Source organism: Acinetobacter sp. UBA1297 (assembly GCF_002307755.1).
GTDB lineage: Bacteria > Pseudomonadota > Gammaproteobacteria > Pseudomonadales > Moraxellaceae > Acinetobacter > Acinetobacter radioresistens.
Genome location: NZ_DBUF01000004.1, coordinates 1 through 11,247, shown reverse-complemented (window position 1 = coordinate 11,247; position 11,247 = coordinate 1). Strand labels below are relative to the sequence as shown.

At 41.9% G+C, this 11,247-nt stretch carries 12 protein-coding genes and 1 pseudogene; 6 read left to right on the top strand and 7 right to left on the bottom strand.

Annotated elements, in window-relative coordinates; all coding sequences use genetic code 11:
• Positions 1 to 5 precede the first annotated feature (5 nt).
• The gene (locus B3R63_RS01255; protein WP_286728072.1) at positions 6 to 560 is read left to right on the top strand and encodes a tetratricopeptide repeat protein; all 555 of its coding nucleotides are present in this window, start codon (positions 6 to 8) and stop codon (positions 558 to 560) included.
• A gap of 31 nt (positions 561 to 591) precedes the next feature.
• Here B3R63_RS01255 and B3R63_RS01250 read toward each other — a convergent pair whose 3' ends face one another.
• On the bottom strand, positions 592 to 1,491 hold the full coding sequence (locus tag B3R63_RS01250) for an NUDIX domain-containing protein (RefSeq protein WP_286728071.1): 900 nt from the start codon (positions 1,489 to 1,491) through the stop codon (positions 592 to 594).
• 137 nt (positions 1,492 to 1,628) lie between these two features.
• On the opposite strand from B3R63_RS01250, the gene hemP reads away from it, so the two are divergent.
• Entirely contained in the window at positions 1,629 to 1,799 is a 171-nt protein-coding gene (gene hemP, locus B3R63_RS01245; protein WP_005019570.1) for a hemin uptake protein HemP, read from the top strand.
• 65 nt (positions 1,800 to 1,864) lie between these two features.
• On the opposite strand, the gene B3R63_RS01240 is transcribed toward hemP, so the two are convergent.
• The 4 genes from B3R63_RS01240 to B3R63_RS01225 form a co-directional block, all read right to left on the bottom strand.
• The gene (locus B3R63_RS01240) at positions 1,865 to 3,211 is read right to left on the bottom strand and encodes an ATP-binding protein (protein ID WP_286728069.1); all 1,347 of its coding nucleotides are present in this window, start codon (positions 3,209 to 3,211) and stop codon (positions 1,865 to 1,867) included.
• Positions 3,212 to 3,871, bottom strand: a complete 660-nt coding sequence (locus B3R63_RS01235) for a response regulator transcription factor (protein ID WP_005019561.1) — start codon at positions 3,869 to 3,871, stop codon at positions 3,212 to 3,214.
• 154 nt (positions 3,872 to 4,025) lie between these two features.
• Positions 4,026 to 4,385, bottom strand: coding sequence for a NirD/YgiW/YdeI family stress tolerance protein (locus B3R63_RS01230; RefSeq protein WP_286728068.1), 360 nt, complete (start codon positions 4,383 to 4,385; stop codon positions 4,026 to 4,028).
• A gap of 92 nt (positions 4,386 to 4,477) precedes the next feature.
• Entirely contained in the window at positions 4,478 to 6,235 is a 1,758-nt protein-coding gene (locus tag B3R63_RS01225; protein ID WP_286728066.1) for a GspE/PulE family protein, read from the bottom strand.
• Positions 6,236 to 6,543: 308 nt separating this feature from the next.
• Here B3R63_RS01225 and B3R63_RS01220 point away from each other — a divergent pair, with 308 nt between their 5' ends.
• The gene (locus B3R63_RS01220; RefSeq protein WP_286728065.1) at positions 6,544 to 7,488 is read left to right on the top strand and encodes a GGDEF domain-containing protein; all 945 of its coding nucleotides are present in this window, start codon (positions 6,544 to 6,546) and stop codon (positions 7,486 to 7,488) included.
• A 2-nt stretch (positions 7,489 to 7,490) separates the two neighbouring features.
• On the opposite strand, the gene tsaA is transcribed toward B3R63_RS01220, so the two are convergent.
• Positions 7,491 to 8,192: a tRNA (N6-threonylcarbamoyladenosine(37)-N6)-methyltransferase TrmO gene (gene tsaA, locus B3R63_RS01215; protein ID WP_286728064.1), complete on the bottom strand. Its 702-nt coding sequence runs from the start codon at positions 8,190 to 8,192 to the stop codon at positions 7,491 to 7,493.
• A 101-nt stretch (positions 8,193 to 8,293) separates the two neighbouring features.
• Between tsaA and B3R63_RS01210 the strand changes: the two genes are divergently transcribed.
• From B3R63_RS01210 to B3R63_RS01200, 3 genes are all read left to right on the top strand, one after another.
• Positions 8,294 to 9,073, top strand: coding sequence for a ferredoxin--NADP reductase (locus B3R63_RS01210; RefSeq protein ID WP_119879089.1), 780 nt, complete (start codon positions 8,294 to 8,296; stop codon positions 9,071 to 9,073).
• Between the two features lie 211 nt (positions 9,074 to 9,284).
• Entirely contained in the window at positions 9,285 to 10,679 is a 1,395-nt protein-coding gene (yegQ, locus tag B3R63_RS01205) for a tRNA 5-hydroxyuridine modification protein YegQ (protein WP_286728062.1), read from the top strand.
• Position 10,680: 1 nt separating this feature from the next.
• Complete coding sequence (locus tag B3R63_RS01200) at positions 10,681 to 10,944, top strand: YfhL family 4Fe-4S dicluster ferredoxin (protein ID WP_005026741.1); 264 nt, start codon at positions 10,681 to 10,683, stop codon at positions 10,942 to 10,944.
• A gap of 210 nt (positions 10,945 to 11,154) precedes the next feature.
• On the opposite strand, the pseudogene B3R63_RS01195 reads toward B3R63_RS01200, so the two are convergent.
• Positions 11,155 to 11,247 (bottom strand): annotated as a pseudogene (locus tag B3R63_RS01195) (pyridine nucleotide-disulfide oxidoreductase); the annotation flags it as partial.

Here is an 11,247-nt window from a genome sequence, read left to right as displayed (position 1 = left end):
AATTTGTGAATCATATAAAACCTGGCATATTTGCCTTAGCATTGCTTGGAGTGGCTGGCTGTCAGACGGCGCCTCTACCTCAGCCTGAAGAACAAAAACCGGCACCAAGACCTGTTCCTGAAGTGCAGGCTACACCTTCGGGCGTAAAAATTACTCCGTATGAACCGGAAGAAATTAAACGCCAGAAGGTGCAAATAGTGGTGCCTGAGCAAAAGGTTCAACAGCAGTTCAAGGATGGTCGTGAACTTCCTGTATTCCGGAAAATGATGCTGCAGACACAAACTGCTTATAAACAGGGCCAATGGTCTCAGGCTGAAAGCTATGCATTGCAAGCACAAAGACTGGCTCCTCAGTCCGCTGAAACCTTTTTGTATCTTTCAATGATTGCTAATAGACAAAACAAGCCAGCTAATGCGGAAGCACTGGCTCGCCGGGGCTTAAGCTATGCACAGAGCAATCCAATGAAAAAGCAGCTCTGGTTAAATATCTTAAAAGCGGCTCAATCTCAGAAAAACAGTAAAAGCATTCAAGAAGCCAAAACAGCTTTGAGTACATTCTAGCTTCTTGACCTGTTTAAACTGGTTTCTTTACTTAGATATGACGGATTCCGGCAATACCATAGGCGCCGTACTGCCGGGCACACTCCATATCCTCTCTAGACAATCCGCCTAAAGCAAAAACGGGCACATCGGCCTGATGAGCAAGTTCTGCAAACGCATCCCAGCCTAACGCTGGTGCTTCTGGATGAGTCGGAGTAGCCTGTACAGGGCTGATAAGTACAGCCTCGCACCCTATTTGAACAGCATGCTGTACTGAAGCAGCATCATGGCAGGCAGCAATATAACGAATCCCAATACATAGTTCGCCTTTTTTCAGAGACATCTGTTCAGACTGTTTTAAATGTACAGCAGCGATGTGATGTTGCTGTTCAACATTAAGAGACCGCCAGACTTGATAAGGCACTATTAATTTATTTAGTTGCTGAATGCTATATTCCAAAAGCCAATTTTTATCAATTTCAGCCTCTTCAGGCCGCCAGTAAAAGAGCATATCTTGAGCTAATTGCTCTATCGCTGAAAGTGCTGTACCAATCCTGATTGAATGTGGCCAATATAACCGCTCAATCACTGGCTGATTAGCATCTGGAAAATCAAGTGTTTGTAATTGTTCACGTGTGTACCAAGCCCATGGTTTCTGAATCTGGTTTAACATCTCCTCTGGTACATGTGCAAAGAACAGATGCAAATGTACTGTAATATCGTCATATTCATGACAGATCAGGCTAAAAGGATGCCAGTCACTCAAGCCAACCCCGACTTCTTCATAAATTTCACGTCGACAGGTTTCTTCAGGAGTTTCATTCCCTTCAACTTTTCCGCCTGGAAACTCATACTTGTTACCTTGGTGCTGCTTAGCTTCTCGCCAGCCAACCAATACTTTTGAATGATAAAACAATAAAGCGACAGCAATATGCACGATAGGCTTAGACATTGAATAATCCGAGATAAGCTTTTACTTAGTGTAAGCAAAAATAAGAAGTTTATAAATTCTTAAAATTCTATTTGACAGACTCATTCGATAATGATTATCATTTATTTGAATTCTCGCACACCACGGAGCTATAACAAATGAACGCACCATTCAACCTATTTGCACGCCAGACTCAAGCCAGCACTTCTCTGCCAATGTTACAATCCAGCAATCTTTTTGCACTCGGGCGTGAAATCCGTATTATGCATGCGGGTGAAGAGTACCGCTTACGTCTGACCCGCAACAATCGTTTAATTCTAACCAAATAACTATTTACAGCTTCAAAAAATAATAAACGTGGAAACAGGCAGTATGGCTCTCCCATACTGTTTTTTTATTTGTATTCTATCTGATGGGCTTTTAAAAATAATAAGGTAACCTTTAAACCACCATAGTCTGAGGGGGTAAATTCGATATAGCCTCTATGTAGTTCCATAATTTTTCGCGCTATAGACAGGCCTAGACCTGAACCTGATGTTCGTGTACCTAATCCACGAAAGAAACGCTCGCCTAAACGCTCTAAAGTATTTGAATCTACCCCTGCTCCGTTATCTTCAATCATTAACCGGTAGTGATGCTGCTCGTCTTTTAAGGTGATATAAACCGCACCGTGTTCAGGTGCATAGCGGATTGCATTATCAATCAGGTTACGGATACAGGTAAATAAGAGTTCCTGATTTCCATATATTTCTGCGTGTGGTAATGCAGCTATTTGATGAATATTTACTTGACGCTCCTGTGCAAAAAGTTCCAGTGAGCATACAACCTCATCAATAAGTGGCTGGAGCTGTAGCAGACTACCAGGCATCTGCTGATGTGCAGCAGGATCAAGTCTGGCCAGTAATAACAAATTTTCCAACACCCGGGTACTACGGGTAACATCATTCTGAATAGCTAACAAGTCAGGAACAAGTTCAGGAATATGGCTATATTTACGTTTTAAAACCTGTAAACGCATGGCAATTGCAGATAAGGGTGAACGCAATTCATGGGATGCATCGGCTGTGAAGCGTTGCTCGGCAGTCAATGCCCGATCCAGCCGGCTCAATAACTGATTCAGCGAATTTATAACAGGTTCAATCTCCTGTACCAACGGCTGTTGTTCAATAGGTTGTAAATCGGATGGTGACTTCTGGGCAATCGTTCGACTGAGCTTTTTTAAGGACCGCAGCTGCCGCTGTATACCAAAATGACTCCATAGCCATTGAACCAGCCAGACCAGCAACAATACAACAGCGTAAATCAGAATACTTCTGATAATATCCTTAAAACGAACAGCCAAGGGCTGGATCAGTTCAGCCTTCAACTGTTTATCATTAGTCTGCGCCGTATAGCTACGCCGCAAGTGACCATTTTTCCAGACCAGTCCAAAATCTTGTGGCAGGTCGTTAAAAAGCTGTTGCTGTAAGTGGGTAGAATGGGCCAGCGTACGCCCTTGCCAGTTTAGTTGATACTGAATATCAAATTCATTACTCAGTTCGTCAAGCTGTCCCGAATTCGCAGACAAATCAGAAACCAACAATGTATCTGCGAGTTCGTCCATAATCTCGTCATGAACCTGCATGGCATGATAAACAGCAATACCAATCAGCAGCAAAAAGGCCAGCAGTCCCGCCAAAATACTGCCCAGCATAGTAGTACGGATGAGTTGAGACTGTAAAGAATCTGGCTTTGTATTCATTCAGGCTTCGCCCATACGGTAACCTAAACCACGAATAGTCCTGATTGTTTGGCTACCTAACTTTTTGCGTAATTGATAAATATAGACTTCAATGGCGTTACTTTCGACTTCATCCCCCCAAGCGTAAATCGACTCTTCCAGCTGTTCACGTGTCACCACATGATTCGGATGTTGCATCAACTTATACAAAATCTGGAATTCTCTGGCTGTCAGGTCACGGCTTTCGCCCTCCTGCTGTACCGTTTTCGCTTTCGGATCCAGACAAATATTATTCCATATCAGTGTCTGGCTTTGTCCCGCTTGCAGGTTTCTCATCTGGCTACGTATACGTGCTGAAAGTTCTTCCAGGCTAAATGGCTTGACCAGATAATCATTGGCACCGAGGTCTAATCCTTCCACCCGGTCACTGATACTGTCACGGGCTGTCAGAAAAATAACAGGAGTCTGAGCCTGATGTTGTCGCAGGGTTTTTAAAATTTCATCACCACTGGCATAAGGCAAACCCCGGTCGAGCAGAATACATTCATAGTCGTGCTGTTTAAGAGCAGTCATCGCATAATCTCCCCGCTCTACCCAATCTACACTATAACCGTCCAGTTCCAGCCAGGTCTTTATACTTTCACCTTGAGAGGTATCATCTTCAACCAGTAAAATTCTCATCCTTATTTTATATCTCTGTTTTTATGTATCTTGATAGTGCCCTGAAAAGTTGAAATATTCAAAGCCCAATAAAAAAACCACATTACTAAAATGGCAAGTAATGTGGTTTCTAAGGAGGATTAACAAAACACGAAACAACTACAGCTTAAAAACTTTAAAATTTCACTGAATCTACATCAATTTCTACACGTTTAGTCGGTTTATAATCGATATCAACTTCGCCGGTCAATGTTACGGTTGTAGTTGGAGAAATAGGTTTACCTTGCCATAATTCATCATCAATATCGGCAGTAATTGTGCCAGTCCGGTCACGGAATTGATATTTCTCATCGCCTAAGGCTTTTACCACCTGACCACGCAATTGCACACGGGTATCATCTTTTGCGGTCAGTGCCTGTTTTACCGTAGTAACCTGGGCCGTTTTGATTGATGCATGATTCACGGCAGTATTTGCCATAGCCACGCCACCCATACTTAGAGCACCTGTTAACAAAGCCAGTTTCGCCATATTCATACGCACTTTACCTCGTTTATTTACTCATTATCGAATAAGAGTATTAAAACAGCTAAAGATGAATTGAATCTTAAGAAATTAAAATTATTTTATTAATTTAAAGGCACTACGCGTAATACTTCCTCGAGTGTGGTTAAGCCTGCAATTACCTTTCGAGCGCCTGCAATACGCAATGGCTCCACCCCTTCTTTTTTGGCCTGCTGACGAATCTGATCGAGCGATGCATCAAGACTGATCTGCTGTTTGAGTGCCAGACTTACTGGCATAAACTCATAAAGACCTATTCGGCCTTTATAACCTGTATTACGACAGATTTCACAGCCCACTGCCTGATAGACTGTATCTGGAACTTCCATAATATAGTCAAAAGTTAAATGTTCCCATTGATGTTCATTAATTTGCCCCTTTTCTTTACAGTGAGGGCATAAGGTACGAACCAAACGCTGAGCCAATACACCTAAGATTGTGGCTGAAGTCAAAAAAGGCTGCACACCGAGATCATGTAAACGGGTTAAGCTAGAAGGCGCATCATTGGTATGCAAAGTTGACAAGACCAGATGGCCAGTTAAGGCTGCCTGAATTGCCATATTGGCTGTATCCTGATCTCGAATTTCACCAACCATAATAATATCAGGGTCTTGTCGCATCAGGGCACGTACCCCGTCTGCGAAACCCAAGTCAATTCCATGATTCACCTGCATCTGGTTAAAGCTTGGTTCCAGCATCTCGATCGGGTCTTCTATGGTACAGACATTAACCTGTTCGGTTGCCAGCTGTTTGAGGGAAGAATATAGCGTTGTGGTTTTCCCTGAACCAGTCGGGCCAGTCACCAGTATAATACCGTGACTATGCTGAGTCATTTCCTGCCATGCATTAAGCAGACGCCCTTCAAAACCCAATTGCTGAAAGCTACGGACCAAGACTTCAGGGTCAAAAATCCGCATAACCAGTTTTTCCCCAAACGCCGTAGGTAAGGTTGATAAGCGCAGTTCCGTTTCCTGGCCTTTAGGTGTACGCGTTTTCAGACGGCCATCTTGCGGTTTGCGCTTTTCAGCAACATTCAGACGCCCCAAAATTTTTAACCGGGAAATTACTGCCGTCAGTGTACTGGCCGGCATGTTGTAAATCGTATGCAATACCCCATCTATCCGAAAGCGGATTTTGCCGTTATCTTTACGTGGTTCCAGATGAATATCACTGGCTCCCTGCTCAAATGCAAACTGTAAAATCCAGTCCACCAATTTTACAATATGCTGGTCATTAGCATCAGGATTCTGAGTATCACCCAGTTGTAAGAGTGCCTCTACGCCTTTATTAGTACGATCGTGTGTGCTGCTTTTCTGAGAAGAGCTGACCGCGCGGCTAACCTGATAGTATTCCACTAGATACCGCTGCAACTGTTCAGGGTTAAGGAGCACTTGCTGGATTTTTTTAGGCTTTAAGCTTCGTTCAAGATTAGTAATCCATTCAGTCATAAAAGGCTGGTCTGTACCAATCAATACCTGATCTGCCTGAACCTCTACTGCTAAAATATGATTTTTAACAGCAAATTCCTGCGACATGATTCCAGTCAGTGCAGTTACATCTGCTTTTAAAGGATCAATAACATAGAAAGGAATTTCAGCTTTTTCGGCCAGCCATTGGCATAAGCGAGTTAATGTCAGGGATAACAATGGATGCTGTTGATCTTTGAGATTAAAATTTGCAATCCATTGCAGGGGATGCCATTTAAAATGCTGTTTTTGCCGCTGGGTGGTCTGAACCAAATGTTTGTCGCGCTCAGTAATCCGGCCGTCTTTTTGTAAATGGTCCAGGCACCAGACCGTATCTATTTCAAAATTAAACTTCACTATTATATCCCCTGCATCCTTAAATACTATAACAGAGTTATTTTCTGATGCAGTACAGGGCCATATAAAATTAATAGATTGTTTATAGTTAATATAAAAAATATTATTTTTTAAAGATATAAAAAGCTTTTAGAAGTAAAGTGTTAATCTTGTAAGACAAAATATTATCATTTCTGCCTTAAACTTCAATTATTATTATACTTAGATTATTTTAAAATCATTAATACCAGTTTTTTAATTAAATAAAATACTTTAAATTAAATGAATAACTAACTCTTCGCCAGGTATTTACACTATAGGTTCAATGGATGAGCAATGCGAATTTCGGAAGTTTTCAGGAAGCCGGTAAAGCCGTATTAAGTTATTTGCATAAACGCTTCGGCTTCAGTTTATGGATGATTACACGGGTGGAAAGTGATAACTGGATTGTTTTACAAAGTGAAACGACGGGTTATGACATCCAGCCTGGTCAGGTCTTTCGCTGGGCAGATTCTTTTTGTGCACATATGGTTACTGGTGATGCTCCTAAAATTGTACCCCGCTCTGAAGATATACCCTTATATGCAGCGGCGCCTATTGCCAAGCAAGTCAGTATCAGAGCTTATATTGGCCAGCCGTTGCTTAATGAAGATGGCAGTCTGTTCGGTACACTCTGTGCCATTGATCCTCATCCCAAACCTGATTCAATTATCCATGATGCTGACCTGATTGAAGTTTTCGGTGGCCTGCTTAGCCGCATTTTACAGGTTGAACTACGTGAAAATGAGCAGATCCGCCAGTATGAGCTTCTACAGGTTGAAGCTTTAAGTGATGTACTGACCGGTTTATATAACCGTCGGGCTTGGGACAGGCTGGTTAATGCAGAAGAAGAACGCTGTAAACGGCATGGACATCCTGCTGCGGTCTTTATTATTGATCTGAACGGTCTAAAAGAAGTAAATGACAACCTGGGGCATGTAGCAGGAGACCGTTTTATTCGACAGGCTGCTGAGATATTAAAGAATAATGCCCGTAGCAATGATATTGTTGCTCGGCTTGGCGGTGATGAATTTGGTATTCTCAGTATTGAGAACAACCAGGCAGGCGCAGAACTTCTATTGCAGCGGATGTTAAAAGCACTGGAAGAAGGTGGCGTTAGTGCCGCTGTCGGTTATGTTATGCGGCATCCCTCTAAAGGCTTATTGACTGCTGTCACAGAAGCCGATCAGAAGATGTTTGAACATAAACGCCGTATCAAATCCAATCTGAACTAAGTTTAGACAAGGTCAATAATAATAATCTGCTCTGCCTGTACGCTAAAGCTAATATCAAGACAAGCAAACTTCATCTTATAAATACGTTCAGGATCTTCCTGATAAGCCGGACGTGGATCAAATGATAAAACATCATTTAACTCCTGAATAAGTTGATCACTCAGCTCAAGCACTTGCTGTTTTATTAAAGCCTCTTCCGACCAGCTTACTTCTTTGCGAAGTGGCTCTTCCTGCGCATAACCGCTCTGTGCATGGGGAATAGCATCTGAATAGTGAATATAGGGTTTGATATCGAGAACAGGGGTGCCATCAAGCAGATCGCTTCCGGTAACATAAATTCGTAGTGCTTTGCCCACTTTTTTTACTTCTTTAAGCTGTACCACTGACAGGCCCACTGGCGCTGGACGGTACATACTTCGGGTTGCAAATACCCCAAGCTTTTTATTACCCCCTAGACGTGGTGGGCGCACTTGAGGCCTAAACTTATCAGTCTGGTGCTGAGACTTATTGTCATGGAACTGCCATACCAGCCATAGATGGCTAAACGCCTCAATACCTGCAAATGCCAGCAGATCATTATAGGGAGGTAACATATCAATATAGGATTTAATCTGAACCAGATTGGGCTGGCGCGGTATTCCAAACTTTTCCTGATAGGGAGATTTCATATACCCGATAATAGGGAGTGATACAGTAGGCTTCATCACTTTTGCTTATAAACACAATTAAATATATTCAGTTTATCGAGAATGTTTTTAGATTAGAATAGCAAGCTGTTTAATTTGATAGATAATTGAGACCTTTAATGGCTGCGTTTAACGTCGAAAAGATTACTCACGTTCACCACTGGAATGACACGCTATTTAGTTTTAAAACAACTCGTGATCCGAGTCTACGTTTTAAAAATGGGCAGTTTGTGATGATTGGACTTGAAGTCAATGGCAAGCCATTAATGCGAGCTTATTCTATCGCCAGTGCAAACTATGAAGAAGAACTGGAATTTTTCTCGATTAAAGTACAAGATGGTCCACTTACTTCAATTTTGCAGAAAGTTCAGGTGGGTGATGAGATTCTGGTCTCACGCAAGCCGACAGGTACACTGGTACTTGATGATCTGTTGCCAGGCAAAAATCTATGGCTACTTTCCTCAGGAACTGGCCTAGCTCCCTTCCTGTCTGTTATTCGTGATCCTGAAACTTATGAACGCTTTGAGAAAGTTATTGTTGTACATGGTACACGTTACATTTCTGAACTGGCTTATCAGGACCTGATTTTAAATGAACTACCAAATAATGAGTTTTTCCAAGACTTAGGCATTCAAGATAAACTAGTGTACTACCCGACTGTAACTCGTGAAGAGTTCAAAACTCAAGGCCGTTTAACCGCTCTGATCGAATCTGGGAAAATTTTTGAAGATTTAAATCTGCCTGCATTTAATCGTGAAGATGACCGTGCAATGCTATGCGGCAGTCCGCACTTTCTGCGTGATGTTGCCGGTTTGCTAGATCAGCATGGCCTGAAAGAATCGCCGCGTATGGGTGAAATGGGCGATTACGTTATTGAACGGGCTTTTGTTGAAAAATAAGATGAGTTAAATAAAAAACCGGGCGATAATGCCCGGTTTTTATTATAAAAAAAACTTTCTACTAAAATTTAAGATTTCCTTCACCAGACTTAAATCAGAAGCTTTCTTAACCTGATAGTTCTAAAAATCCCAACTGTTTTACTGGGTTGAATCCTTTTTTCAAATCCATACAATAAAGCCATATTCTATTTATGCCTTTTGCTTTATTGCCATGACTCTCTCTTACGTTACTGAACTTCTCTCTCCTGCCGGCTCACTTAAAAACATGCGTTATGCTTTTGCCTATGGCGCAGATGCAGTCTATGCAGGTCAACCACGTTACAGTCTGCGTGTTCGTAACAACGAATTTGATCATGACAACCTAAAAACAGGTATTGAAGAGGCACATCAGTTAGGTAAAAAATTTTATGTAGTCGTGAATATTCAGCCACATAATAGCAAGCTTAAAAATTTTATACGTGATCTGGCACCTGTAGTTGCCATGAAGCCGGATGCACTCATTATGTCCGATCCAGGCCTCATCATGATGGCACGTGAACATTTTCCTGATATGCCCATTCATCTCTCTGTGCAGGCTAATGCAGTAAACTGGGCGACTGTTAAATTCTGGAAAACCATGGGGCTTACGCGCGTGATTCTATCACGTGAACTTTCTCTTGAAGAAATAGAGGAAATCAAACAAAACGTACCCAATATGGAAATTGAGGTTTTTGTACATGGTGCCCTGTGTATGGCTTATTCAGGCCGCTGCCTGCTGTCTGGTTATATGGACAAGCGTGATGCAAACCAGGGTGCATGTACCAATGCCTGTCGCTGGGAGTATAAAATTCATAATGCTATTGAAGATGAAACAGGTGACATAATTGCTCTACAAGATCTACCTAAAGGTTGCTGTAACAAGACTGAAGTAAACCAGCAACATATGCTTGGCCAGCAACAGGTTAAAGAGCTCGTACTGTTACAGCGCAATGAAGAAGATATGTTTGCAGCAGAAGAAGATGAACATGGCACCTACTTTATGAACTCGAAAGATTTGCGTGCGGTACAGCATGTAGAACGGCTAACTAAAATGGGTGTACATTCTCTCAAGATCGAAGGTCGTACCAAATCTTATTTTTACTGTGCACGCACTGCCCAGATCTATCGCAAAGCGATTGATGATGCACTGGCAGGTCGACCTTTTGATACATCACTATTTACACAGTTAGAAGGTCTGGCCAACCGGGGATATACTGAAGGCTTTCTGCGTCGACATGTACATAGTGAATATCAAAATTATACCACCGGCTCATCCCGCTTCGATCATCAGCAGTTCTGTGGTGAAGTTTTGGAGCGTAATGGTGATTACATCCAGATTGATGTAAAAAACCGTTTTACGGTGGGCGATTCTTTAGAGTTGATGACTACGCGAGGTAATATCACTTTTACTCTGGCTGAAATAAAAGATAAAAATGGGAACCTGATTATGGAGGCTAAAGGTTCAGGACATATTGTCGAGATTCCTATACCAGCAGAAGTCGATATACAATATGCCCTGCTCATTCGTAATCTTCCAAACTCGGCTGTAGATATCTCTGCCGCCTCATTAGCATATACAGCAGAATAATATGGCTCTTCATATTACGCAGCAATGTATTAACTGTGATATGTGTCTACCAGAATGCCCGAACGATGCTATTTATGAGGGTATAAAAATCTATGAAATTGATGCAGAACGCTGTACTGAATGTGTAGGATTTTATGAACACGAAACCTGTATGGCTGTCTGTCCAATTGATTGTATCGAGCCTAATCCTCAATATATAGAAACTCAGGAACAGCTTTTGGAAAAATTTAAACATCTGAACCTGTTTAAAAAGCAAAACGAATAAAACCCTAAATATTAAAAGTAGAGATTTATAGCCAAAGCTATATAACAGATAAAAGTCAAAGTGTGGGGGCACTTTGGCTTTTCTGCATTTATTCTTAATGTATTGAATATAAAAAAGGAACCTGGCTGTTAGCGAGACCAGATTCCGTAAAGAGGTAAAACATAAATAAAATTATCAAGCTGAGAAACCGGAGTCCCTCAGTCTATCTGGTTACTGACCGGAGCGGATAATGTAATCAAAAGCAGAAAGCGACGCTTTTGCACCTTCACCTGTAGCAATGATGATCTGCTTGTACGGTACCGT

Excerpts from the sequence above, each read along its gene's own strand:
- hemP (WP_005019570.1), top strand. The coding sequence starts at position 1,629 with ATGAACGCACCATTCAACCTATTTGCACGCCAGACTCAAGCCAGCACT.
- B3R63_RS01235 (WP_005019561.1), bottom strand. The coding sequence starts at position 3,871 with ATGAGAATTTTACTGGTTGAAGATGATACCTCTCAAGGTGAAAGTATA.
- B3R63_RS01240 (WP_286728069.1), bottom strand. The coding sequence starts at position 3,211 with ATGAATACAAAGCCAGATTCTTTACAGTCTCAACTCATCCGTACTACT.
- B3R63_RS01200 (WP_005026741.1), top strand. The coding sequence starts at position 10,681 with ATGGCTCTTCATATTACGCAGCAATGTATTAACTGTGATATGTGTCTA.
- B3R63_RS01210 (WP_119879089.1), top strand. The coding sequence starts at position 8,294 with ATGGCTGCGTTTAACGTCGAAAAGATTACTCACGTTCACCACTGGAAT.
- tsaA (WP_286728064.1), bottom strand. The coding sequence starts at position 8,192 with ATGAAGCCTACTGTATCACTCCCTATTATCGGGTATATGAAATCTCCC.
- yegQ (WP_286728062.1), top strand. The coding sequence starts at position 9,285 with ATGACTCTCTCTTACGTTACTGAACTTCTCTCTCCTGCCGGCTCACTT.
- B3R63_RS01250 (WP_286728071.1), bottom strand. The coding sequence starts at position 1,491 with ATGTCTAAGCCTATCGTGCATATTGCTGTCGCTTTATTGTTTTATCAT.
- B3R63_RS01230 (WP_286728068.1), bottom strand. The coding sequence starts at position 4,385 with ATGAATATGGCGAAACTGGCTTTGTTAACAGGTGCTCTAAGTATGGGT.
- B3R63_RS01220 (WP_286728065.1), top strand. The coding sequence starts at position 6,544 with ATGAGCAATGCGAATTTCGGAAGTTTTCAGGAAGCCGGTAAAGCCGTA.